The 22,891-nt window shown below is 67.7% G+C and carries 23 protein-coding genes; 20 read left to right on the top strand and 3 right to left on the bottom strand.

Annotation, left to right across the window (positions count from 1 at the left end):
* Nucleotides 1-50: 50 nt before the first annotated feature.
* Nucleotides 51-1,334, top strand: coding sequence for a serine--tRNA ligase (gene serS, locus WFH44_RS14240; protein WP_336714578.1), 1,284 nt, complete (start codon nucleotides 51-53; stop codon nucleotides 1,332-1,334).
* Nucleotides 1,335-1,439: 105 nt separating this feature from the next.
* A complete protein-coding gene (locus tag WFH44_RS14235) occupies nucleotides 1,440-2,315 on the top strand; it encodes an HAD family hydrolase (RefSeq protein ID WP_336714577.1) in 876 nt (291 codons plus the stop codon).
* Between the two features lie 39 nt (nucleotides 2,316-2,354).
* Here the strand turns inward: WFH44_RS14235 and WFH44_RS14230 are convergent, their stop codons facing one another.
* The 3 genes from WFH44_RS14230 to WFH44_RS14220 form a co-directional block, all read right to left on the bottom strand.
* Nucleotides 2,355-2,783, bottom strand: a complete 429-nt coding sequence (locus WFH44_RS14230) for a DUF1761 domain-containing protein (RefSeq protein WP_336714576.1) — start codon at nucleotides 2,781-2,783, stop codon at nucleotides 2,355-2,357.
* Nucleotides 2,784-2,839: 56 nt separating this feature from the next.
* The gene (locus WFH44_RS14225) at nucleotides 2,840-3,469 is read right to left on the bottom strand and encodes a hypothetical protein (protein ID WP_336714575.1); all 630 of its coding nucleotides are present in this window, start codon (nucleotides 3,467-3,469) and stop codon (nucleotides 2,840-2,842) included.
* Nucleotides 3,470-3,608: 139 nt separating this feature from the next.
* A complete protein-coding gene (locus tag WFH44_RS14220; RefSeq protein ID WP_264794884.1) occupies nucleotides 3,609-4,178 on the bottom strand; it encodes an inorganic diphosphatase in 570 nt (189 codons plus the stop codon).
* Nucleotides 4,179-4,368: 190 nt separating this feature from the next.
* Between WFH44_RS14220 and dacB the strand changes: the two genes are divergently transcribed.
* The 18 genes from dacB (at nucleotide 4,369) to WFH44_RS14130 (ending at nucleotide 22,719) form a co-directional block, all read left to right on the top strand.
* Entirely contained in the window at nucleotides 4,369-5,793 is a 1,425-nt protein-coding gene (gene dacB / locus WFH44_RS14215) for a D-alanyl-D-alanine carboxypeptidase/D-alanyl-D-alanine endopeptidase (protein ID WP_336714574.1), read from the top strand.
* Nucleotides 5,794-5,871: 78 nt separating this feature from the next.
* Nucleotides 5,872-7,035, top strand: coding sequence for a zinc-dependent metalloprotease (locus WFH44_RS14210; RefSeq protein WP_336714573.1), 1,164 nt, complete (start codon nucleotides 5,872-5,874; stop codon nucleotides 7,033-7,035).
* Nucleotides 7,032-8,132: a tRNA lysidine(34) synthetase TilS gene (gene tilS, locus WFH44_RS14205; protein ID WP_336714572.1), complete on the top strand. Its 1,101-nt coding sequence runs from the start codon at nucleotides 7,032-7,034 to the stop codon at nucleotides 8,130-8,132. Before WFH44_RS14210 ends, tilS begins: the two co-directional genes overlap by 4 nt.
* 35 nt (nucleotides 8,133-8,167) lie before the next feature.
* Nucleotides 8,168-8,719, top strand: coding sequence for a hypoxanthine phosphoribosyltransferase (gene hpt, locus WFH44_RS14200; protein ID WP_336714571.1), 552 nt, complete (start codon nucleotides 8,168-8,170; stop codon nucleotides 8,717-8,719).
* Between the two features lie 200 nt (nucleotides 8,720-8,919).
* A complete protein-coding gene (ftsH, locus tag WFH44_RS14195) occupies nucleotides 8,920-10,992 on the top strand; it encodes an ATP-dependent zinc metalloprotease FtsH (RefSeq protein WP_336714570.1) in 2,073 nt (690 codons plus the stop codon).
* A gap of 10 nt (nucleotides 10,993-11,002) precedes the next feature.
* Nucleotides 11,003-11,611 (top strand): GTP cyclohydrolase I FolE, encoded by a 609-nt coding sequence (folE, locus tag WFH44_RS14190; protein WP_336714569.1) that lies wholly within the window; start codon nucleotides 11,003-11,005, stop codon nucleotides 11,609-11,611.
* A 32-nt stretch (nucleotides 11,612-11,643) separates the two neighbouring features.
* Nucleotides 11,644-12,549, top strand: a complete 906-nt coding sequence (gene folP, locus WFH44_RS14185; protein ID WP_336714568.1) for a dihydropteroate synthase — start codon at nucleotides 11,644-11,646, stop codon at nucleotides 12,547-12,549.
* A gap of 11 nt (nucleotides 12,550-12,560) precedes the next feature.
* A complete protein-coding gene (gene folB, locus WFH44_RS14180; RefSeq protein ID WP_336714567.1) occupies nucleotides 12,561-12,941 on the top strand; it encodes a dihydroneopterin aldolase in 381 nt (126 codons plus the stop codon).
* Nucleotides 12,938-13,432, top strand: a complete 495-nt coding sequence (folK, locus tag WFH44_RS14175) for a 2-amino-4-hydroxy-6-hydroxymethyldihydropteridine diphosphokinase (protein WP_336714566.1) — start codon at nucleotides 12,938-12,940, stop codon at nucleotides 13,430-13,432. Before folB ends, folK begins: the two co-directional genes overlap by 4 nt.
* A gap of 25 nt (nucleotides 13,433-13,457) precedes the next feature.
* Nucleotides 13,458-13,955 carry a DUF3180 domain-containing protein gene (locus WFH44_RS14170; protein ID WP_336714565.1) on the top strand — a complete coding sequence of 166 codons (498 nt, stop codon included), beginning with the start codon at nucleotides 13,458-13,460 and terminating at the stop codon, nucleotides 13,953-13,955.
* Nucleotides 13,948-14,460, top strand: a complete 513-nt coding sequence (locus WFH44_RS14165; protein ID WP_336714564.1) for a PH domain-containing protein — start codon at nucleotides 13,948-13,950, stop codon at nucleotides 14,458-14,460. The genes WFH44_RS14170 and WFH44_RS14165 overlap by 8 nt, the downstream gene beginning before the upstream one ends.
* A complete protein-coding gene (locus WFH44_RS14160) occupies nucleotides 14,457-16,049 on the top strand; it encodes a PH domain-containing protein (RefSeq protein ID WP_336714563.1) in 1,593 nt (530 codons plus the stop codon). Before WFH44_RS14165 ends, WFH44_RS14160 begins: the two co-directional genes overlap by 4 nt.
* A complete protein-coding gene (locus WFH44_RS14155) occupies nucleotides 16,036-16,953 on the top strand; it encodes a Rossmann-like and DUF2520 domain-containing protein (RefSeq protein ID WP_336714562.1) in 918 nt (305 codons plus the stop codon). The genes WFH44_RS14160 and WFH44_RS14155 overlap by 14 nt, the downstream gene beginning before the upstream one ends.
* Nucleotides 16,950-17,855 carry a pantoate--beta-alanine ligase gene (gene panC, locus WFH44_RS14150; RefSeq protein ID WP_442892914.1) on the top strand — a complete coding sequence of 302 codons (906 nt, stop codon included), beginning with the start codon at nucleotides 16,950-16,952 and terminating at the stop codon, nucleotides 17,853-17,855. Before WFH44_RS14155 ends, panC begins: the two co-directional genes overlap by 4 nt.
* A 105-nt stretch (nucleotides 17,856-17,960) precedes the next feature.
* Complete coding sequence (lysS, locus tag WFH44_RS14145; RefSeq protein ID WP_336714851.1) at nucleotides 17,961-19,415, top strand: lysine--tRNA ligase; 1,455 nt, start codon at nucleotides 17,961-17,963, stop codon at nucleotides 19,413-19,415.
* Nucleotides 19,416-19,417: 2 nt separating this feature from the next.
* Nucleotides 19,418-19,561, top strand: coding sequence for a hypothetical protein (locus WFH44_RS14140; protein ID WP_264794898.1), 144 nt, complete (start codon nucleotides 19,418-19,420; stop codon nucleotides 19,559-19,561).
* A gap of 217 nt (nucleotides 19,562-19,778) precedes the next feature.
* Nucleotides 19,779-20,111, top strand: a complete 333-nt coding sequence (locus WFH44_RS14135; RefSeq protein ID WP_336714561.1) for a histone-like nucleoid-structuring protein Lsr2 — start codon at nucleotides 19,779-19,781, stop codon at nucleotides 20,109-20,111.
* A 106-nt stretch (nucleotides 20,112-20,217) separates the two neighbouring features.
* Nucleotides 20,218-22,719, top strand: a complete 2,502-nt coding sequence (locus WFH44_RS14130) for an ATP-dependent Clp protease ATP-binding subunit (protein WP_336714560.1) — start codon at nucleotides 20,218-20,220, stop codon at nucleotides 22,717-22,719.
* Nucleotides 22,720-22,891: the final 172 nt, after the last annotated feature.

The raw sequence follows: 22,891 nt of genomic DNA, 5'->3' as shown, positions 1-22,891 counted from the left end.
CTGTCCGCCTTGCTCGCCGCCCGGCGGCTGTTGTTCGGTACCCTTAGCAGGTGATCGATGTCAATGAACTCCGCGCCAATCCCGAGGTTTTCCGAGCGTCGCAGCGAGCCCGCGGCGCCGATGAGTCCCTGATCGATGCCATCGTGTCGGCGGATGCGTCCCGGCGCGAAGCCATTACGCGCTACGAATCCCTGCGCGCCAAGCAGAACGCCTTCGGCAAGAAGGTGGCGCAGGCCAAGGGCGAAGAAAAGCAGGCCCTGCTCGCCGAAGTGAAGGAGCTGGCCGCGTCGGTCAAGGCAGCGCAGGCCGATTCCGAGGCCGCCCAGGCAACCCAGGACGCCTTGGTCCGCAGCATCCCGAACGTGGTCGAGGACGGCGTTCCCGCGGGCGGCGAGGACGATTTCGAGGTCATCAAGACGGTAGGGACGCCGCGCGATTTCTCCGGCGACGGCTTCGAGCCGCGCGACCACCTGGAGATCGGCGAGCTGATCGGCGCCATCGACATGGAACGCGGCGCGAAGGTTTCCGGCGCGCGCTTCTATTTCCTCAAGGGCATGGGCGCCCGGCTGGAACTGGCCCTGCTGAACATGGCGATGGACCAGGCCGTGGCCGCCGGCTTCACCCCAATGATCACGCCGACACTGGTGCGTCCCGAGACCATGCAGGGCACGGGCTTCGATGTAGCGCACGACGCCGAAATCTACCGTTTGGCGGACGACGACCTTTACCTCGTGGGGACCTCCGAGGTCCCGCTCGCCGGCTACCACGCCGACGAGATCCTCGACCTTTCGGGCGGCCCGCTGCGCTACGCCGGCTGGTCCTCCTGCTACCGGCGCGAGGCCGGCTCGCACGGCAAGGACACCCGCGGCATCATCCGCGTCCACCAGTTCAACAAGGTGGAGATGTTCACCTACACCACGGTCGAGGAGGCGGCCAAGGAGCACGAGCGGCTGCTCGCCTGGGAAGAGGAAATGCTCGCCAAGGTCGAGCTGCCCTACCGCGTCATCCACACGGCAGCAGGCGACCTGGGAACCTCAGCCGCCCGCAAGTACGACTGCGAGGCCTGGGTCCCGACCCAGAACGCCTACCGGGAGCTGACCTCGACCTCCAACTGCACCACCTTCCAGGCCCGCCGCCTGAACGTGCGCGAGCGGTTGAGCGGCGAGGAGAAGAAGAGCACGCGTACGGTTGCGACGCTCAACGGCACCCTGGCGACCACGCGCTGGATCGTCGCGATCCTGGAGCACCACCAGAACGCCGACGGTTCGGTCACCGTGCCGGCCGCGCTGCGCCCGTACCTCGGCGGCCTGGAAGTGATCCCGGTCCTCGAATAGGTCCCTAGCGGGGCGGCTTTCCGGTACAGCCAGGGTTCACCGAGGGTTCACGTAGTGTGACCCATTCCCTACCCTGCCGTAGGGTGCGTCTGGTTCACTTGATCCATGACAACTACAGCTGATAAAGCAACTGCCGGCAGCGAAGACCGGCAAGCAGAAGGAAACCGCCCCGCCGGGATTTCGACCGAAGAGCGCCGCCTCGTGGCGCTGGACGTGGACGGAACCCTGGTGAACCATGACGGGCACATGAGCCCGGCCGTACGCGAGGCCGCTCAGTCCGTGGTGGACGCCGGCCACGAAGTCGTCGTCTCCACCGGCCGGTCGCTGGGGGCCACGCTGCCCATCATCGAGCTGATCGGCCTGACCAAGGGCTACGCCGTCTGCTCCAACGGCGCCGTGACCCTGCGGATCGATGCCGGCCTCGAGGACGGCTACGAAGTGGTCGACCGCGTGACCTTCAACCCGGGACCGGCGCTCCGGGCACTGCGGAGCAAGCTGCCCACGGCAAAGTTCGCGCTGGAAGACGATGAGGGCAGCTTCCTCTCCACCGAGCGCTTCCAGGACCCCAGCTTCGGCGTCGAGGCGGACGGCGTGGACTTCGAAACCATGCTGGAATCCACCGCGGTCCGCGTCGTCGTGTTCAGCACCGAGAACACGCCCGAGGAATTCAAGGAAGCCATCGACGAGGCCGGCCTGCACGGCGTCACCTACTCCGTTGGCTGGACGGCGTGGCTGGACATCGCCGCCAACGGCGTGACCAAGGCCAGCGCCCTCGAGACCCTGCGCCGCAAGCTGGAGATCGACCCTGCCCAGACCGTGGCTATGGGAGACGGCCGGAACGACATCGAGATGCTTGACTGGGCCGCCCGCGCGATCGCCATGGGGCAGGCGCCCGAGGAGGTCGCCGCCGTCGCCCACGAGGTCACCGGCACCGTGGAAGAAGACGGCGCCGTGCCGGTGCTGCGCAGCCTGGTGGCGTAGCGCCGGGCCCCGCCCTCCGGTGCCGCCTGCCCGCCTCGGTCAGGCGGCACCGATGCCGAACAGGCCGATGATCAGTGCCATGACCAGGAACGTCACGAGCTCGTGGGCGCAGTTCAGCGCGGTCAGGCCGGCGGGACGGCCCTCGAAGGCGTCGTGGGTGATGAACCGTGCCGCTGTGAAGCCGCCCCACAGGATCAGCGCGGTCAGGACGGAGTTCCACAGGAAACTGCCGCCGTAGAAGTCCTGGGCGATAGCGGCCGCGCCCGCCAGCACCCAGGCGCTGACGAAGCTCACGATGAGGGTCAGGATGATCGGCCGGACGGCGTCCTTGGCGTCGCCGCCCGGGGAGACGTTCGCCGTCTTCATCCAGTAGTTGCCGAAGACCCTGGGCGTGTACCAGATGGAGCCGACCACCATACTGGAGACGGTGGCGACCAGGACGCCCCAGAAATTGATGTCCGGAATCATGACCAGTTCCTTGCCGTGTTGGACCGCTTAGTCCGGAGTCTAGACCATGGCGCAGGTCACCGATACGGTAAAGCCGCAGGTGGGAGCGATTTTGGTCCGTAGATCAGGTCCAGGAGGCGGGCCGCGGCCGGGCGGCAGGCCCACTCCTCGGCCCAATGCGAGCGGACCACGGCCTTGCTGACGGCCTGTGTCGTGATGCCCAGGACCTCGGCAATGAACTTCTGCTGGCCGCGCGCGCCGGGGGTCAGCAGGTCCAGCACCTTCCACTCTGCCTCGGTGCGGGTGGCGACGATCTGGCCGATCAGCCGGAGCACGGCCTCGGCCTCGGCGGCCACCTCGGCGTCCGGACCCTCGACCGCCAGCGGGACCCGTTCGCCCGTCTTCCGGGCCCGGTCGACGGCGCGCCGGGCGTAGACCAGGCCGAAACCCTCGGCCTGGCCGATCTCTTCCGGCAAGGGCTGGCGGATTTCGCCGACGCCGATCCCCACGTGCCACCGCCGGTTCCGCAGCGCGATCAGGGCGGCATCGATCGCCGTCTTCGCGTCCTCGACGACCCCGATTGCTTCATCCCCCACCGAACGCTGGAAGGCGATGGCGGCGGGCAGGTGCCGCAGCGCCTTGGTCAGTTCCGGCACAAGGTCGCCGACTTCCCGCGAATCCCGCTGGTTGATGGTCAGCACGTACATGGCACCAGTATGACCAACGACCGGGCCGAATCAACTGATTTCGGTTGTTATCCCGCGTGTGGAGGACAACGAAAGGCGGCCCGGGCGCTTTTTTCGGCCCGGACCGCCGTCGTGGTTGATGTTGCGCGCTGAGGCGGGGCTAGAGCGTGCGGCCCTGTGCCTCGCTGCTGTCCGCGGTGCCGCCGTCCACATCGCGGCCCTGCGGCTCGTCAGCCGCGGACTCCTCGCCCAGCGCGGCGAAGCGCTTGATGGACGCCTCAAGCTCGGCCTCGGCGGCGGCGCGGTCGGACCAGCCCTCCGCCTTGACCCACTTGCCCGGCTCCAGATCTTTGTAGCGGGTGAAGAAGTGCTCGATCTCCTTGACCAGGAACTCCGGCACGTCGGAGAGCTCCTGGATGTGGTCGAAGCGCTTGTCGGCCGGCACGCACAGGACCTTGGCATCGCCGCCGCCGTCGTCCGTCATGTTGAAGACGGCGATCGGACGGGACTCGACCAGCACGCCCGGCAGGAGATCGAAGTCCTGCAGCATGACCAGGGCGTCCAAAGGATCCCCGTCCTCGCCGAGGGTGTCCTCGAAGTAGCCGTAGTGGGTGGGGTACTGCATCGAGGTGAACAGCACCCGGTCCAGCCGCAGGCGGTGGGTTTCGTGGTCGATCTCGTACTTGACGCGCGATCCCTTGGGGATCTCGATCGTCACATCGTGCTGCATGGCAGGCTCCTTGGAATACGGTGACATTGCTGTAAAGGCGTGGGCGCGGTGGACGGGCCGTGGCGCCACGCCGGTCTAGGCTTAACGATATAGCTCCCCAAGCAGCGGTCCGTCATTTGGCCATGCTGTGCTACGGCGAACCGAAGCTGGGGCGCTGGTTTGTCTTGCGGGAAGCCGGGGGAGGGGATCAATGGGCCGTGGGTGGCGTGTGCTCACCTCGCTGCTGCTGGCGGCGGTGTTTGCCGTGCTCGCCCTGCCCCTCGGGCTGAACCTGGCGCAGGCCATCCAATGGCCGGACACCGGGCCGCAGCCGGTTATCAGCACGCCGCCCGCGCAGCAGGGGCCGCGCACGCTCTCCGCGGCTCCGCTCCTCGCGACGGACCGTCCGGCGGCGCCGGCCGTTGATGCCAAGGCGCTCGGCAAGGCGCTGGACGGGGCGTTGAAGTACGACGGCGAGGGAGACGTGACGGCGATCGTCATCGAGGCGTCCACCGGCAAAGTGGTCTACGACCGCCGGGGCTCCGAACCCAGGATCCCGGCGTCCAACATGAAGCTGCTGACCGCTGCCGCCGCCCTCTCCACGATGGGGGCGGACACGCGCTTGCGCACCGACGTCGTCCGCGGCAGTTCGCCCGGCGCCGTTGTGCTGCGGGGCGGGGGCGACGTCCTGCTCGGCGCGGGGGAATCCCGGCCTGGCGAGGTCCGGGGACGGGCCGGACTCAAGACCCTGGCCGAGGCGGCCGCGAAAGAAATCGATACGGGCGAATACAGCGGCGACCTCACGGTGCAGCTGGATGATTCGCTGTTCGCCGGTCCGGCCATCAGCCCGGCGTGGGCACGCGAGGACGTCCAGGCCGGCGAAATCGGACCGGTCCACGCCCTGGCCGTCAACGGCGGGCGGGAGCGTGCCGACGGCACGGGCGCGTACGCGGCGGATCCCGCACTGTCCGCCGCTTCGGCCTTCCGCGACGCGCTGGCCGACGCCGTAGCCGGCCGCGGCATTGAGGTCGCCCCGAATGTGGTGCGCGGCCGCGCCACCAAGGAGGCTCCGGTGCTGGCCTCCGTCGAGTCCGCGACGGTGGCCGCACAGGTCAACTACATGCTGCTGCGTTCGGACAACTACGTAGCTGAAGTCATGGCGCGCAATCTGGCGCTGGCGAGCGGGAAACCCGGCTCCTTCGGAGGCGGCACCGAGGCCATCAAGGAGGCCCTGGGCCAGCTGGAGATCCCGATGGACGGGCTGCTGATTACCGACGCTTCCGGCCTCTCGCTGGGCGACCGTGTCTCCGCGGCCCAGATCGCCGCCGTCGTCCGCGAGATCACGAACGGGGAGAACCCGAATCTCCGCGCCGCGCTGGACGGCCTGCCGGTCGCGGGCCTGAACGGGACCCTGAGCGACCGCTTCACCGACAAAGCGGAGGCCGGTGCGGGACTGGTCAGGGCGAAGACCGGGACGCTCAACGCGGTGACGTCGCTGGGCGGCTACGCAGTATCCGCCGAAGGGCATATATTCGTTTTCGCGTTCGTGGCCAACGGCCTGCAGGGTCCGGCCGAGCCCGCCCGGGAGGCCTTGGACCGCGCCGCGGCCGTCCTGGCAGGCTGCGGCTGCCGGTAAAGATGCCCGCCGGGGAATGGTTCACCGCTGGGCGAACGGCCGGTGACCGGGGCGGCGTTCCTGTGATCTGATGGGGGCATGGAGACTCCTGCGTCCGTATCCGAAAATCCGCCCCGGCTGGTCAACTGGGAGCTGGCTGCTACCACGGCTGCCAAGCTGACGCCCGCGGGACCGAAACTTTCCGACGGGCAGATCCGGGAGGCCGTCGCCAACCTGCGCGAACTGGCGGACGTGTCGGTGGAGCACGTGCACCGGATCACCGGACTGGACGCCGCCCGGGACCTGCGCGACTCCCAGGTGCTGGTGGTGGACCGCGCGGAATGGTCCAAGGCCAACGCCCGCAGCTTCGAGGCGCTGCTGCAGCCGGCACTGGAGGAGCTGGCACGCAAGAAGCCCGAACAGCTCAAGAGCGCCGCCACCGCCGTCGGCAGCACGCTGACCGGCACCCAGATGGGGGCGATCCTGTCCTTCCTCTCCAGCAAGGTGCTCGGCCAGTACGATCCCTTCTGCGCCCTGCTGCCCGGCGGGCCTGCGGGCGGGCGGCTGCTGCTCGTGGCGCCCAACGTGATCTCCGTGGAGCGGGAACTGAACGTGGAGCCTGCGGACTTCCGGCTCTGGGTCTGCCTGCACGAGCAGACGCACCGGGTGCAATTCGCCGCGGCGCCATGGCTGCGCGACCATATGATGCAGCAGATCGGCCAGCTGTCCTCCGGCCTGGTGGCCAAGGCGGACACCTTCGCCGAGCGGCTGCAGCAGGCGGCACGGGCCGTGGTGGCCGGCGGCAAGGACGCGCTGCAGGGGACCAGCAACGGCGCCGGCAGCCCGGACAGCGCGGCGGTCGCCGGCGGTGCGGGGACCCTCATCGACCTCTTCCAGGATCCCGAGGACAAGGCCGTATTCTCGCACCTGACGGCCGTCATGAGCCTGCTCGAGGGCCACGCCAACGTGGTGATGGACGCGGTGGATTCTTCCGTCGTCCCCACGGTCAAGACCATCCGGCAGCGCTTCAACGCCCGCAGCAAGAGCAGGGGCGCGGTGGAGAACCTGATGCGCCGGCTGCTCGGGCTGGACGCGAAGGCCCGCCAGTACACCGACGGCGCCAGGTTCGTCCGGGCCGTGGTGGACCAGATCGGCATGGAGGGCTTCAACCAGGTCTGGCAGCGCGAGGAGAACCTGCCGACCGAGGACGAAATCCACAACCCGGACCGCTGGATCAGCCGCATGGACCAAAGCCGCCCATGAGCGGTGCCGCCCCGGAGGCTCTCCCGCGCAGGCCGCGGCTCCACCCGCTGGTCGGCACCGCGCGCAACCACATCCGCTCGGCCCTGGAACTGCTGGAACCGCAGGGAACGGACCAAGCCGGACGGCCGGCCCCTCCGCTGCTGCTCGTTGCGTGCAGCGGCGGTCCCGATTCACTGGCGCTGGCGGCGGTGGCCGCCTACTTCGCCCGCCCCCTGCGGGACGGGACGCAGCTGTGGCGGGTGGGCGCCGTCGTTATTGACCACGGTCTGCAGCCGGGAAGCGCGGACGTCGCCCGCCGGGCCGCCGACCAGGCGGGCGCGCTGGGACTGGACCCCGTGCTGGTGCGCCAAGTGGAGGTCGACCGGCCGGGCATGGGCCCCGAGGCCGCGGCCCGCACGGCCCGCTACGAGGCCATGGACCGGGCGGCCGAGGAGACCGGCGCGGCAGCCATCCTGCTCGGGCACACCCTCGACGACCAGGCCGAACAGGTGCTGCTCGGCCTCGGCCGCGGTTCGGGGACGCGGTCCCTTGCCGGGATGCCGGCCCGCCGCGGCAAGTACCTGCGCCCCTTCCTGGGCCTGCGCCGCCGCGACACCGAGGAGCTCTGCGCCGTGGCGGGCCTCGAGCCGTGGCACGATCCCACCAACCGGGACCCGAAGTTCCTGCGCTCCCGGGTGCGGACCGAGGTGCTGCCCTTCCTCGAAGACCGGCTGGGCCCCGGCGTCGCCGAGGCGCTCTGGCGGACCGGACGGATCCTGCGCCAGGACGCGGACTACCTCGAAGAGCTCGCCGAGCGGGAGTACCAGCGGCTGCACATCGTCACGGCTGCAGGCATCGAACTGGACCGGGAGGGCCTGGCGGAGCTGCCGGAGGCGATGAAGCAGCGCGTCATCGCGCGTGCCGCTGCCCAGCTCGGCGGGGAGAACCCCAGCTACGAAAGGCTGCTCGCGGCGGAAGCGCTGCTGCGGCGGAAGGGGTCTGCCGGACCGGTGCAGCTGGCCGGGAAAGTCAGCGTGTACCGCAAGGTCCGCGGGGAGAAGTTTGCACAAGACGAGCGCGGCTATGGCAATCTTGTTTTTAGAGCAACTGGCCCCTAGCCAGTGTCACCACATCTTAGTAATGGGAGTATCCGGTGGATTCGAACGACGTCCAGGCTGACCTCAAGCACGTCCTCTACACCAAGGAACAAATCCAGCAGCGCGTCGCCGAACTCGCCGCGCAGATCGACAAGGATTACGAGGGCCGCGACCTGCTGATCGTCGGGGTGCTCAAGGGTGCGGTCATGGTCATGGCGGACCTGGCGCGCGCCCTGCACAGCCACCTCAAGATGGACTGGATGGCCGTGTCTTCCTACGGCTCCGGCACCCAGTCCTCCGGCGTGGTCCGGATCCTGAAGGACCTTGAGACGGACCTGATGGGCAAGCACGTGCTCATCGTCGAGGACATCATCGATTCCGGCCTGACCCTGTCGTGGCTGAAGACCAACCTCCTCTCGCGCGGCCCGGCGTCGGTGGAAATCTGCACCTTGCTGCGCAAGCCGGATGCCGCGAAGGTAGAGATTGACGTGAAGTATGTCGGCTACGAGATCCCCAACGAGTTCGTGGTCGGCTACGGGCTGGACTTCGCGGAGAAATACCGCAACCTGGACTTCATCGGAACGCTGGCTCCGCACGTCTACGAGTAAGACACCCGGAGGGCCAGCGGAAGACCACCGGGAGCCGTCGGAAAACCACGGCCGGCGAAACGCGTGCAAATGCTTGCTTGTACGCCGAGAGGGAACTATTCTTGCCCGCCGTGCGTGATTTACCTCGGACGGGTGTATGACTAGACGAGTCACACCACGCGCAGAACAGCAGGAGGGACGGGCCCAGTGCCCTTAGTCGCATGAAATTGAAGAACATTTTCAAGGGGCCGATCATTTGGATCGTGCTGGTTCTGGCCATCCTGCTGATTGCCGTGCCGAACCTCGCCGGCCCGCAGTCCGAGCGCGTGGACACCAGCGTCGGCCTGCAGCTTCTCCGCGAGAACAAGGCGGAGCAGGCCCGGATTAACGACGGCGCCCAGAGCGTCGAGCTGACCCTGCGCGATGACTTCGTCCAGGACGACGTCAACAAGGGCCGCAGCATCACCTTCTTCTACAGCACGGACCGCGGTCCGGACATCGTGCAGGCCATCAACGCCTCCAAGGTTGATACCTTCACGGACCAGCCTGTGGAGAACAACTGGTTCATGAGCTTCATCAGCCTGATCCTGCCTATCCTGATCATCGGCCTGATCTTCTGGTTCCTGCTCTCGCGCATGCAGGGCGGCGGCTCCAAGGTCATGCAGTTCGGCAAGTCCAAGGCCAAGCTGATCTCCAAGGACATGCCCCAGGTCACCTTCGCCGATGTGGCCGGCGCGGACGAGGCCGTCGAGGAACTGCACGAGATCAAGGAATTCCTGCAGGAGCCCGGCAAGTTCCAGGCGCTCGGCGCCAAGATCCCCAAGGGCGTGCTGCTGTACGGCCCTCCCGGCACGGGCAAGACCCTCTTGGCCCGCGCCGTTGCGGGCGAGGCAGGCGTGCCGTTCTACTCGATTTCCGGTTCGGACTTCGTCGAGATGTTCGTCGGTGTCGGCGCGTCCCGCGTCCGCGACCTGTTCGAGCAGGCCAAGAGCAACGCCCCGGCCATCATCTTCGTTGACGAGATCGACGCCGTCGGCCGCCACCGCGGCGCCGGCGTCGGCGGCGGAAATGACGAGCGCGAGCAGACGCTGAACCAGCTGCTCGTCGAAATGGATGGCTTCGACGTCAAGACCAACGTCATCCTGATCGCCGCGACCAACCGCCCGGATGTCCTGGACCCCGCGCTGCTGCGTCCGGGCCGCTTCGACCGCCAGATCGCGGTGGAGGCGCCGGACCTCGACGGCCGCCACCAGATCCTGCAGGTCCACGCCGCCGGCAAGCCGATGGCTCCGGACGTCGACCTGCGCGCCCTGGCCAAGCGCGCCCCCGGTTTCACCGGCGCGGACCTGGCCAACGTGCTGAACGAGGCCGCCCTGCTGACCGCGCGCTCCAACGCCCAGCTGATCGATGACCGCGCCCTGGACGAGGCGATCGACCGCGTGATGGCCGGACCGCAGAAGCGCTCCCGCGTGATGAAGGAACACGAGCGGAAGATCACGGCGTACCACGAGGGCGGCCACGCGCTGGTCGCCGCGGCCCTGCGCTACACCGCGCCGGTCACCAAGGTCACCATCCTCCCGCGCGGCCGGGCCCTCGGCTACACCATGGTGGTCCCCGAGGACGACAAGTACTCGGTGACCCGCAACGAGCTGCTGGACCAGCTGGCGTATGCCATGGGCGGCCGCGTCGCGGAGGAGATCGTTTTCCACGACCCCTCCACCGGCGCCTCGAACGACATCGAGAAGGCCACCGGCACGGCCCGCAAGATGGTCACCCAGTACGGCATGAGCGAACGCGTCGGCGCGGTCAAGCTGGGACAGGGCGGCGGCGAGCCGTTCCTGGGCCGCGACATGTCGCACGAGCGCAACTACTCGGACCACGTCGCCTTCGTGGTGGACGAGGAAGTGCGCCGGCTGATCGACACCGCCCACGACGAGGCCTACGCCGTCCTGACTGAGAACCGCGACGTGCTGGACCGCCTGGCCCTGGCACTGCTGGAACGCGAGACGCTGAACCAGCGCGAGATCGCGGAGGTCTTCGTGGACATCCGCAAGCGCGAATACCGCGACGTCTGGCTCTCCAAGGAGACCCGTCCCGTCCACGACATCCCGCCGGTGGTAAGCCCGAAGGAGCGTGCCGAGGCCGCCGCCCGGCGGAACAGCAATGACGAGGAAGAGGGCCACTCTTCCGTCATCGTGGATCCGGAGCCCGGCGCCCCGCAGCTGCCCGGTGAGAATCCCCCGGTGCCCGGTCCCGGTACTCCGGGGGCGGGACCCGGCGGCGTCACCGGCTAGGATCGTTTTCGTGACCGAATACGATGACGTTGTTGCCGAGCTGGAAATCGACGCTACGATCGACTTCCAGCGGATTGAGAAGGCCGTCCGCGAGATTCTGATCGCGGTCGGCGAGGACCCGGACCGCGAGGGCCTGCAGGACACCCCCAAACGGGTAGCCCGGTCCTACGCAGAGATCTTCGCCGGCCTGCACCAGGATCCGGGGGACCTGCTGGCCACTACCTTCGACCTCGACCATGAGGAGATGGTGCTGGTCAAGGACATCCCCTTCTACTCGACGTGTGAGCACCACCTGGTGCCGTTCCATGGCACCGCCCACATTGGCTATATCCCGTCGCATGACGGTAAGGTGACGGGGCTGAGCAAACTGGCCCGGCTGGTGGAGATCTACGCCCGCCGGCCGCAGGTGCAGGAACGGCTCACTACCCAGATTGTGGACGCGCTCGTGGAACACCTCGAGCCCAAGGGCGCCATCGTCGTGATCGAGTGCGAGCACATGTGCATGTCCATGCGCGGAGTGCGCAAGCCCGGAGCCCGGACCGTGACCTCGGCCGTCCGCGGCCAGCTGCGGGAACAGGCCACCAGGGCCGAGGCCATGAGCCTGATCATCGGCCGCTGACGAAGGCCAAAAGACAGAAACGGTAGAGATTGATGGATTCACTCGCTGCAGTCCCCGGAACGGGACCGGCTACTTCCCCCCTGCCCGTGGTACGCAAGGCCCGCGGCCCCAAGAGCTTCTCGGACCTGCCGACGGACCGCTGCGTGGTCATGGGGATCCTCAATGTCACGCCGGATTCGTTCAGCGACGGCGGCGAGTTCGTTGCCGCGGACAAGGCCATCGCCCAGGGCCTCAAGCTGCTGTACGGCGGGGCGGACATCATCGACGTCGGCGGCGAATCCACGCGGCCCGGCTCGCAGCCGGTGTCTCCGGAGGAGGAGCAGGCCCGGATCCTGCCGGTCATCGAGGCCCTCGCGAAGGCCGGTGCCCTCATCAGCGTGGATACCAAGAACGTGGACACCGCGGCCAAGGCCCTGGACGCCGGGGCCGGCATCATCAACGACGTCTCGGGCACGACCTATGACCCGCAGATGCCCGCGCTGATCGCCGAGCGCAAGGTGCCCTACGTGCTCATGCACAGCCGCGGTGAGGCCCGGCATAATGACCCGAAGGCCAGGTACGACGACGTCGTGGCCGAGGTGCTGGCGGAGTTGACCGCGCTCCGGGACAAGTTCGTGGCGGCCGGAGTGGCGCCGGAACTGCTGATCCTCGATCCCGGACTCGGCTTCTCCAAGAACGGCGAGCACAATTGGGCGCTGCTGCGCGCGCTGCCCGAGTTCACCAAGCTCGGCCATAAGGTCCTGGTCGCCGCTTCCCGCAAGCGTTTCCTTGGCAGCCTGCTCTCCGAAGCCGGCAAGGCGGCCGCCCCCGCGGAGCGGGACGACGCCACCGTGGCGATTTCCGCCCTGTCCGCGGCCAACGGTGCCTGGGGCGTGCGCGTGCACGACGCCGGTGCGAGCCTTGACGCGGTCAAGGTCGCGTCCGTCTGGGCAGGGTAATGGTGGTGCCGATGGCAGCCGGATCCGCCCGCAGGGACATCATCGCGCTCTCCGGAATCACCGCCGTCGGCTACCACGGGGTGTTCGACCATGAACGCCGGGACGGCCAGCCATTCACTGTGGACGTCGCCCTGCACACGGATATCCGCGCGGCAGCCGCCAGCGACGACCTGGCCGACACGGCCAACTACGGCGCCCTCGCCGAGGGGGTCCAGGCGATCATCACCGGCGAGCCGGTAAACCTGATCGAAACCCTGGCCGAGCGGATCGCCGGCTACGTGCTCGCCGGTTTCCCGGTGGCGGCCGTCGAGGTAACGGTCCATAAGCCCCAGGCGCCGATCGAGGTGCCTTTCGGCGACGTCACCATCACGATCTTCCGGGAGCGGCCATGAGCGTCAAAGCAGTACTGGCGCTGGGCAGCAACCTCGGCGAACGCAGCGACACCCTCTCCCACGCTGTGGCGGACCTCGTGGACACGCCACGGGTGCGGCTCTGCGCCGTCTCGCCCGTGGTGCAGACCAAATCCGTCGGCGGCCCGGAGGACCAGCCGGATTACCTGAACATGGTGATCGAGGTGGAAACGGACCTCGGACCCCACGAACTGCTGGCGCACTGCCAGGCGGTGGAGAATAGGCACCACCGCACGCGCGAAGTGCGCTGGGGCCCGCGTACGCTGGACGTAGATATCATCACGTATGGGGATCTGACCATGGATGAGCCGACCCTGACCATCCCGCATCCGAGGGCGCACGAGCGGGCATTCGTGCTGCAGCCGTGGGCCTGGATGGACTCGCACGCCACCTTGGGCGGGGTGCCGGTCGGGGAACTGGCCGCGGCTGCCGAGGACCTGGACGGTCTGGCGCCCTTCGAACCGGGACGTTGACAGCTAGCTAAGGGGCACGGCGATCGTGAGGACCATCAAGTACAGCTGGCTGGCAATCATCGCCCTCTGTGCCGGCGTGCTCGGCTGGCTAGCGAACCTGCTGACCATCCGCAACGGGCTCCCCGTGCCCGTCCTGCACCTTAGCTCCCTGGCGACGATGGGCGCCGTCGTCCTCTTTACCCTGATCCTCGGCCTGAAGGTGCGCAGCTGGCGCAACGGCAAGCGCGAGAAGCCGCTGGACCCGATCCTCGCCGCCCGCACCCTGGTGCTCGCTCAGGCCTGCGCCTACGCCGGTTCCCTGCTGCTCGGCTGGCACGCCGGGATTCTGGTGGACCAGCTCGTGCTGCTGGCCTTCCGCCCCGCATCGGAGGTGTTGCTGCAGGTGCTGGCTATGATGGGCGGAGGCTTGGTCATGGTCGTCGTCGGCCTGGTCGTCGAGCGGTTCTGCAAGCTGCCTCCCGAGGACCCGGAGGCGTCGGAGCGGGAGCGCGGGCCGGCCGAAGGGGAGGGGGAGTATGCGTAGCGAGCCCATCGATCCGGACGGGATCAGCTGGATCCGCGTCTCGCCCAAGTTCATCACCGTGCAGCTGATCGGCTGGGCGGTCGGCACGGTCATCGCCGTCGCGGTGGCCAGCGTGCCGCTGGTGCTGCTGCTGACTGAAGTGTGGCCGGGCTTCCCGGCCTGGCTGGCCTGGACCCTCAGCCTGGGAACCTTGCTGGTCAGCCTGTGGATGGGTGTGCTGATCCCGCGCCAGGTACGGGCCATCGGATACGCCGAGCGGGACGAGGACCTGCTGATCCGCCGCGGCATCTTCTTCCAGCGCGTCATGGTGGTGCCGTACGGCCGGATGCAGTACGTGGACGTCGCCGTCGGACCGCTGGAGCGTGCCTTCGGCCTCGCCTCGGTGAAGCTGCACACCGCGTCGCCGCAGACCAACGCGGCCATTCCGGGAGTGCCGGCCGCCGAAGCCGCCCGACTGCGCGAGCAGCTGTCGGCGCGAGGACAGGCAAGGCTGGCCGGGCTGTGACCGAGCCGCTGGGACCGGGGCCCGAGGTCCCGGCGCCGTCCGGTCCCACCCGGGACGTCCCGCTGGTGCCGGACCACGAAGACAGCTGGCACCGGGTCCATCCGATCTCGCCGCTCGTGCGGGGCTGGCTGGCGCTGGCCGCCCTCGCCTACTTCTTCGGGCGCGACTGGTTCGAGTCCATTTTCAGGGGCGAACCGCTCTGGCTGCTCGCGGAGGGCCGCGGCTTCGTGGCCGCCGCCATCCTCCTCGGAGTCCTGCTGCTGCTGATCGGCGGATTCCTGATGTCCTGGTGGTTCACGCGCTACCAGGTCACGCTCGAACACGTGCGGGTCAACTCCGGAATCGTGTTCCGCCAGCACCGTCAGGCGAGGCTGGACCGGGTGCAGGCCATCGACGTTATCCAGCCGCTGCTCGGGCGGATCTTCGGGCTGGCGGAACTGAAGTTCGAGGTGGCCGACGCCGGCGAATCGGCCGTGCGGCTTGCCTACCTTCCGCTCGCCTCGGCCCAGCAGTTGCGCGCCACGATCCTGGCCCGGGCTTCGGGGGCGGAAACCGATCCGGAGCACCCCGACCAGATCCAGGAGGCGCCGGAGCACCCGGTGCTGGCGATTCCCGCTCCCAGGGTCGTCGGGGCCGCGCTGCTTTCCGGGTCGACGGTGGCACTGGCCATCATGGTCCTGGTGATCGGCTCCGGCCTCGTCGTGGGCCACGCCCTGGACTGGAGCAGCAGCGGCGTGATCCTCTCCGCCCTGGTGCCGGGCCTGATCGCCGTGCTCGCCGGCTACTGGAGCGTGTTCACCACCGCCTACAACTTCCGCGCCGCCGTTTCCTCGGACGGCATCCGGCTGCGCTACGGCCTGCTGGAGACCCGCGCGCAGACCGTCCCGCCCGGACGCGTCCAGGCCGTCGCCGTCACGCAGCCGCTGCTCTGGCGGTTCAAGGACTGGTACCGCATCAAGGTCAACGTGGCCGGGTACGGTGTCAGCGCGGAGAATGCCGGCGCGCGCACCACGCTGCTGCCCGTCGGCAGGCGCGAGGACGTGATGCAGATGCTCGCCCTCGTGCTGCCGGACCCCGGAACCGAGGATCCGTTCGGCGTCTTCGGCGCGGGCCTTGCAGGCAAGGATAACGACGGCGGCTTCGTCACCTCCCCGCGCCGGGTGCGGTGGCTGTCCTTCCTCACCTGGCGGCGCAACGGCTTCGCCGTCACCCGGACGGCGCTGCTGGCCCGCTCGGGACGGCTGTGGCGCAGCCTCGCCGTCGTGCCGCATGAACGAACCCAGTCGATGGCCCTGCACCAAGGCCCGTTGGCCCGCCTGCTCAGGGTCGCGGACCTGCAGCTGCACACCACCATGGGTCCGGTCAGGCCCGTCGTGTACCAGATGGACATCGCGACGGCCCGGCGGCTCTTCGACGAACAGGCCGCCCGGGCCGCGGCCGCCCGCCGGCACAGCCTTCCCGAGCGCTGGCTCGAGCACCAGCCGGCAGACCCGGGCCAGCCCGGCTCGCCGACCCACCCAGGCGCGGCGGGCCGGTCGGACCAGCAGGCCGTCGGCCTCGCCGGACAGGAGCAGGATGAACAGCACTAAGCCGGGACGACTAGGCATCGGCGTGATCGGTGCCGGAAAGGTCGGCGCCGTCCTCGGTGCCGCCCTGCGCGCCGCGGGGCACGCCGTCGTCGGTGTTTCCGCCGTTTCCGAGGACAGCCGCGAACGGGCGGAACTCCTGCTGCCCGGCGTGCCGGTGCTGGAGATCCCGGACATCGTCGAGCGGGCCGAACTGGTGCTGCTCGCGGTGCCGGACGATGCCCTGCCGGAGCTGGTGGCCGGGCTGGCGGAGACCGGCGCCTGGCAGCCGGGCCAGCTGATCGCGCACACCTCCGGACGCCACGGCGTGGAGGTGCTCGCGCCGGCCCGCGCGAAGGGCGCAATCGGCCTGGCAATCCACCCGGCCATGACCTTCACCGGCATGAGCTTGGACCTGACGCGGCTCACCGACTGTGCCTTCGGCGTGACCGCTCCGGCAACGATGCTGCCGATCGCGCAGGCCCTGGTCGTGGAGATGGGCGGCGAACCCATCGTGATCGAGGAGCAGGACCGGCCGCTCTACCATGCCGCCCTCGCCCACGCGTCGAACCATTTGGTCACCATCGCTGCGCAGTCGGCGCAGCTGTTGCGCAGCGCCGGGGTGGAACGGCCGGACCGTCTGCTCAGCGCCCTGATGCGGGCCTCCCTGGAGAACGCCCTGGCCGCCGGCGAGGCGGCCTTGACCGGGCCGGTGGCCCGCGGCGACGCCGGCACGGTGCAGGCGCACCGCCAGGCACTGCTCGATTACGAGCTGGAGCACACGGGCACGGACATCCGCCAGGCCTACGAAGAGCTGGCCCGGGCCACTGCAAAGCGGGCGCTGGCCCGCGGGCGGCTGAAAGAAGGCCAGGCGGCGCAGATCCTCGACATCCTCAACCCCCAGACCCCTCCGGAGGAGAAACAGTGACCCGCAGACCGTTCCTAGCGCGCACCTATGCCGAACTGAATGCCGCCAGCGCAGAGCTGCTGGGCACGGCGGCGGCGTCGCACCATGCCGGGCACACAAGCCTAGGCCTGGTCCCGACCATGGGAGCGCTGCACGAGGGCCACGCCGCCCTGGTGCGGAGCGCGCGCGAGGCGAACGACGTCGTCGTTGTTTCCATCTTCGTGAACCCCCTCCAGTTCGGCGAGGCCGCGGACCTGGAGCGCTACCCGCGGAACCTGGAGGCCGACCTGGACCTGCTGGCCGACTGCGGGGCGGACGTGGCGTTCGCACCCTCGGCGGACGAGGTGTACCCCGGCGGCGAGCCGATGGTGCGGATCTCCTCGGGAGCGCTGGGCGCCAAATTCGAGGGGGCCTCGCGGCCGGGGCATTTCGACGGCGCCCTCACCGTGGTCGCCAAGCTGCTGCACTACGGACTGCCTCCGGTACCCGCGGACTACCGTGCCTACTTCGGCCAGAAGGATGCCCAGCAGCTGGCCCTGGTCCGCCGAATGGCCGCGGACCTGGACTTCCCCGTGGAGATCGTCGGCGTGCCCACGGTGCGGGATGCCGACGGACTGGCCCTCTCCAGCCGCAACCGGTTCCTCACTCCGGACCAGCGCACCGCCGCGCTCGTGCTCCACCGCAGCCTGAGCTACCTGAAGGAGCAGGCGGACCGCCACGAGCCGCTGGACGTCGAGGGTGCTTTGGCGATGATCCGCTCGGTTCGGCAGGTTGACCTGGACTATCTTGAGGTCGTCGACCCGGACAGCCTCGAGCCGCTGGCCTTCAACTGCCAGGACACGCCGTTCACGGGCGACGCGCTGGCCCTGATCGCTGCGCGGGTCGGCGACGTGCGGCTGATCGACAACGTCAGGCTGGGCTGACCCGCCCAAATAGGACGCTGCCAAACACACCCGGTACCCTTAAGTACCGTGACCACACATAACCCCCCCACCCCTTCCGCGGAGCCAACCGACGTTTCCGAGCAGATGCGCGTGCGCATGGACAAGCGCGCCAAGCTGGTTCAGGACGGGGCGGACCCGTATCCCGTCGGCGTGGAACGGACCCACTCGCTGAGCGAAATCCGGGAGAAGCACGGTCACCTGGAAGCCGACGAAACCACCGGTGACATCGTCGGCGTCGCTGGCCGCGTGGTCTTCGTGCGCAACACCGGCAAGCTCTGCTTCGCGACGCTGCAGGAGGGCAACGGCACCCGGCTGCAGGCGATGCTGAGCCTGGCGAACGTGGGCGAGGAGCAACTGGCCGCGTGGAAGCACCTGGTGGATCTGGGTGACCACGTCTTCATCCGCGGCGAGGTCATTTCGTCCAAGCGCGGCGAGCTTTCCGTGATGGCCGAATCCTGGTCCATGGTCTCGAAGGCGCTGCGGCCGATGCCCGTGCTGCACGCGGACCTGAATGAGGAGACCCGGGTCCGCCAGCGCTACCTGGACCTGATGGTCCGCGACGAGGCGCGCCAGATGGTCTACACCCGCGCGTCGGTGATCCGGTCGATCCGCGAAACGCTGCACAGCCGCGGCTACGTCGAAGTCGAGACGCCGATCCTGCAGCTCGTGCACGGCGGTGCGGCCGCGCGTCCGTTCGAAACGCACCTGAATGCCTTCGACCAGAAAATGACGCTGCGTATCGCGACGGAGCTTTACCTGAAGCGCGCCGTGGTCGGGGGCATCGACCGGGTATTCGAGATCGGCCGGATCTTCCGCAATGAAGGTGTTGATTCCACCCACAGCCCGGAATTCACCACGCTGGAAAGCTACGAGGCATATGCCGACCAATTCGTCATGGCCGATCGCATGAAGGAAATGATCCTCAATGTGGCGGACGAAGTGGGCGCGCGAATCATCGAAACCGAGAACGGGACGATTGACCTTAACGGCGAATGGAAGTGGCTTGGAGTTTATCCGGGCCTCTCCGAAGCTGTCGGAATTGAAATCACGCCGGAAACCAGCGGTGCAGTGCTGCGTGAAATAGCCCGGAAGCACGGACTGAAGACGGAGCCCCAGTGGGACCGGCAGAAGCTGGTTATTGAACTGTTCGGGGAAATCGTCGAACCGCAGCTGATCCAGCCGACGTTCGTTTACGATTATCCGCCGGCCGCCCAGCCGCTGGCCCGCGCGCACCGGAGCGAGCCGGGACTGATCGAGGCCTGGGACCTGATCATCGGCGGGATGGAACGCGGAACGGCCTTCAGCGAGCTGATCGACCCCGTCATCCAGCGCGAGCGGCTCACCGAGCAATCGCGCAAGGCTGCATCCGGCGACCACGAGGCCATGCAGCTGGATGAGGACTTCCTGCGGGCCCTCGAGTACGGCGCGCCGCCCATGGGCGGCATCGGCCTGGGAATCGACCGGCTGGTCATGTTGTTTACACAGACAGGGATCCGGGAGACGATCCTCTTCCCGCTGCTGAAACCTGAATTGGGATAACGATGGAATATCTATGGGTGCTGGCCCCCTCCACCGGTGTGGGCCTCATTTTCTACTTTGCGATGAAGGCGGTCTTCAACGCGGACCGGAAAGAACGCGAAGCTCTGGCCGAGGCGGAACGGGAAGCCGCGGGCGGAGCTGAATAGGGCAATAATCAGCATTTGGATTACGGGGTTGGCATTCAAGCCGGCCCCTTAATCCGTTAACTGGCCATGCCGCGCCTTTGCGGGTTCCGGCCACGCCTCGGCTGAATCCACAAAGCCATTGCCGTATGTTGCGCGCAATTGCCCGATTAGGCAATAATCAAATTGGTTTCGGGGAGACCAGGGGGATTTCAGAAAGCTCACAATTAAAGGAGCCACCGTGGCGCAGGAAGTAAAAGTAATTCTCGTTGACGACCTCGAAGGCGGGACTGCGGATGAAACGGTGCGTTTCTCCCTGGACGGCAGCAATTTCGAAATCGACCTTTCCACCGAGCACGCACAGCAGCTCCGGGACGCGCTGCAGCCGTTTGTTGCGAAGGCCCGCAAGGCCCAGCCCCGTGGCGGTGCCAAGCTGAAGGCAGTCTCGTCCAGCCGCACACAGGACGCCTCGGCCGTCCGGGCCTGGGCGCGGGAGAACGGGTACACCGTCAGTGACCGCGGCCGCGTGCAGTCGGAAATTCTAGAAGCCTACCGCCGCGCGCACGGAGGCTGAGCGGAACGTCACTGTTTGGTCGCGCATTATCCCTTGGGCGAACAGGCATCCCAATCCGAGGATCGGCACGTAGCATCAAAGTACGCAGTAGCTAGGAGTGTGCGAGATGTTTGAGAGATTTACCGACCGTGCCCGTCGCGTTGTCGTGCTGGCTCAAGAAGAAGCCCGCATGCTCAACCACAACTACATCGGGACCGAACACATCCTCCTCGGGCTCATTCACGAGGGCGAGGGTGTGGCGGCAAAGGCGCTGGAATTCCTCGGCGTCTCGCTGAACGGCGTCCGCGAGCAGGTTCAGGAGATTATCGGCCAGGGCCAGCAGGCTCCGAGCGGCCATATCCCGTTCACACCGCGCGCCAAGAAAGTCCTGGAGCTCTCGCTGCGGGAGGCCCTGCAGCTCGGCCACAACTACATCGGCACCGAGCACATCCTGCTCGGCCTCATCCGCGAAGGTGAGGGCGTTGCCACCCAGGTCCTGGTCAAGCTCGGCGCGGATCTGAACCGCGTGCGGCAGCAGGTCATCCAGCTGCTCTCCGGCTATCAGGGCAAGGAACCTGTGTCTGCCGGCGGCCAGCAGCAGGAAGGCGCTCCGGCCGGCTCCGTGGTGCTCGACCAGTTCGGCCGCAACCTCACGCAGGCGGCGCGGGAATCCAAGCTGGATCCGGTCATTGGCCGCGAGCATGAGATGGAACGCGTCATGCAGGTCCTCTCGCGCCGTACCAAGAACAACCCGGTCCTGATCGGCGAGCCCGGCGTCGGCAAGACCGCCGTCGTCGAAGGCCTGGCACAGGCCATCGTGCGGGGCGACGTCCCGGAGACCATCCGCGACAAGCAGCTCTACACCCTGGACCTGGGCTCCCTGGTCGCCGGCTCGCGCTACCGCGGTGATTTCGAGGAGCGGCTGAAGAAGGTCCTCAAGGAGATCCGTACCCGCGGCGATATCATCCTCTTCATCGACGAGATCCACACCCTCGTTGGAGCGGGTGCGGCCGAAGGTGCCATCGACGCCGCATCGATCCTCAAGCCGATGCTGGCGCGCGGGGAACTGCAGACCATCGGTGCCACCACGCTGGATGAGTACCGCAAGCACATCGAGAAGGACGCTGCCCTCGAGCGGCGGTTCCAGCCGATCCAGGTCAACGAGCCTTCGGTGGACCATGCCGTGCAGATCCTCAAGGGCCTGCGCGACCGTTACGAGGCGCACCACCGGGTATCCATTACCGACGGCGCCCTGGACGCCGCGGCGCACTTGGCGCACCGCTACATCTCGGACCGTTTCCTGCCGGACAAGGCGATCGACCTGATCGACGAGGCCGGTGCCCGCCTGCGCATCCGCCGGATGACCGCCCCGCCGGAGCTGAAGGAAATCGATGAGAAGATCTCCGAGCTGAAGAAGCAGAAGGAATCCGCCATCGATGCCCAGGACTTCGAAGGTGCCGCTTCCCTGCGCGACAAGGAAAGCAAGCTGCAGAATGAGCGCGCGGCTAAGGAACGTGCCTGGAAGTCCGGCGACCTGGATGAGATCGCCGAGGTTGACGAAGACCTGATTGCAGAGGTGCTGGCGAATTCCACCGGCATCCCGGTCTTCAAGCTGACCGAGGAAGAGTCCAGCCGCCTGATGCACATGGAGGCCGAACTCCACAAGCGCGTCATTGGCCAGGACGAGGCCATCAAGGCAATCTCGCAGGCCATCCGCCGCACCCGCGCCGGCCTGAAGGACCCGAACCGCCCGTCCGGTTCCTTCATCTTCGCCGGCCCGACCGGTGTCGGAAAGACGGAGCTGGCCAAGGCGCTGGCGGAGTTCCTCTTCGGTGAAGAGGACGCCCTGATCACCCTTGACATGTCCGAGTACTCCGAGAAGCACACCGTTTCCCGGCTGTTCGGTGCACCTCCCGGTTATGTCGGCTACGAAGAAGGCGGCCAGCTGACCGAGAAGGTCCGTCGCCGTCCGTTCTCGGTGGTGCTGTTCGACGAGGTCGAGAAGGCCCATGCGGATCTGTTCAATTCGCTGCTGCAGATCCTCGAGGACGGCCGCCTGACGGACAGCCAGGGCCGGGTCGTGGACTTCAAGAACACGGTCATCATCATGACGACCAACCTTGGCACCCGCGACATCTCCAAGGGCGTCATGACCGGCTTCCAGTCCGGCACGGACACCAAGACCGGCTACGAACGGATGCGGGCCCGGGTGCAGGACGAGCTCAAGCAGCACTTCCGCCCCGAGTTCCTCAACCGCGTGGACGACACGGTGGTGTTCCCGCAGCTGACCGAGGAAGAGATCGTCCAGATTGTCGACCTGTTCGTGACCCGCCTGCAGAAGCGGCTGGCGGAGAAGAACATGAAGATCGAACTGACGCCCGCTGCCAAGGTCCTGCTGGCCAACCGCGGCTACGATCCCACGATGGGTGCCCGCCCGCTGCGCCGGACCATCCAGCGGGAGGTCGAGGACCAGCTCTCGGAGAAGATTCTGTTCGGCGAGATCCAGCCGGGCGAAGTCATCCACGTGGATGTAGATGGCGAAGGCGACAGTGCAAAGCTGGTCTTCAGCAGCACTGGTGCCCCCAAGGCCATCGAAGAAGCTCCGGAGACACCTGCTCTGTCCCAGTAAGAATCATCTAGCTATTGCGTCAGCGAGGGTCCCGCCGTACGGCGGGACCCTCGCTGCTGTTTTGGGGTGGTTTGTGGGGGTGTGGGGTGTGGGTTTGCGGTTTGGGGTGGGGGCGTGTAATGTTTTCTGAGCCGCCGCCGCGGGGCCGGGTTTTGTTCCGGTGGGTGTGCAG

The sequence above is a fragment of the Arthrobacter sp. USHLN218 genome (assembly GCF_037144715.1).
In the GTDB taxonomy this organism is placed as follows: Bacteria; Actinomycetota; Actinomycetes; order Actinomycetales; family Micrococcaceae; genus Crystallibacter.
Note: the sequence above shows the minus strand (reverse complement) of the source record. Positions and strands in the feature narration are given on the sequence as shown.

What these genes read in the sequence shown, in the direction of transcription:
- WFH44_RS14235 (WP_336714577.1), top strand. Translation starts at nt 1,440, where the DNA reads ATGACAACTACAGCTGATAAAGCAACTGCCGGCAGCGAAGACCGGCAA.
- WFH44_RS14230 (WP_336714576.1), bottom strand. Translation starts at nt 2,783, where the DNA reads ATGATTCCGGACATCAATTTCTGGGGCGTCCTGGTCGCCACCGTCTCC.
- WFH44_RS14225 (WP_336714575.1), bottom strand. Translation starts at nt 3,469, where the DNA reads ATGTACGTGCTGACCATCAACCAGCGGGATTCGCGGGAAGTCGGCGAC.
- WFH44_RS14220 (WP_264794884.1), bottom strand. Translation starts at nt 4,178, where the DNA reads ATGCAGCACGATGTGACGATCGAGATCCCCAAGGGATCGCGCGTCAAG.
- dacB (WP_336714574.1), top strand. Translation starts at nt 4,369, where the DNA reads ATGGGCCGTGGGTGGCGTGTGCTCACCTCGCTGCTGCTGGCGGCGGTG.
- WFH44_RS14210 (WP_336714573.1), top strand. Translation starts at nt 5,872, where the DNA reads ATGGAGACTCCTGCGTCCGTATCCGAAAATCCGCCCCGGCTGGTCAAC.
- tilS (WP_336714572.1), top strand. Translation starts at nt 7,032, where the DNA reads ATGAGCGGTGCCGCCCCGGAGGCTCTCCCGCGCAGGCCGCGGCTCCAC.
- ftsH (WP_336714570.1), top strand. Translation starts at nt 8,920, where the DNA reads ATGAAATTGAAGAACATTTTCAAGGGGCCGATCATTTGGATCGTGCTG.
- folP (WP_336714568.1), top strand. Translation starts at nt 11,644, where the DNA reads ATGGATTCACTCGCTGCAGTCCCCGGAACGGGACCGGCTACTTCCCCC.
- folB (WP_336714567.1), top strand. Translation starts at nt 12,561, where the DNA reads ATGGCAGCCGGATCCGCCCGCAGGGACATCATCGCGCTCTCCGGAATC.
- folK (WP_336714566.1), top strand. Translation starts at nt 12,938, where the DNA reads ATGAGCGTCAAAGCAGTACTGGCGCTGGGCAGCAACCTCGGCGAACGC.
- WFH44_RS14165 (WP_336714564.1), top strand. Translation starts at nt 13,948, where the DNA reads ATGCGTAGCGAGCCCATCGATCCGGACGGGATCAGCTGGATCCGCGTC.
- WFH44_RS14155 (WP_336714562.1), top strand. Translation starts at nt 16,036, where the DNA reads ATGAACAGCACTAAGCCGGGACGACTAGGCATCGGCGTGATCGGTGCC.
- lysS (WP_336714851.1), top strand. Translation starts at nt 17,961, where the DNA reads ATGCGCGTGCGCATGGACAAGCGCGCCAAGCTGGTTCAGGACGGGGCG.
- WFH44_RS14140 (WP_264794898.1), top strand. Translation starts at nt 19,418, where the DNA reads ATGGAATATCTATGGGTGCTGGCCCCCTCCACCGGTGTGGGCCTCATT.
- WFH44_RS14130 (WP_336714560.1), top strand. Translation starts at nt 20,218, where the DNA reads ATGTTTGAGAGATTTACCGACCGTGCCCGTCGCGTTGTCGTGCTGGCT.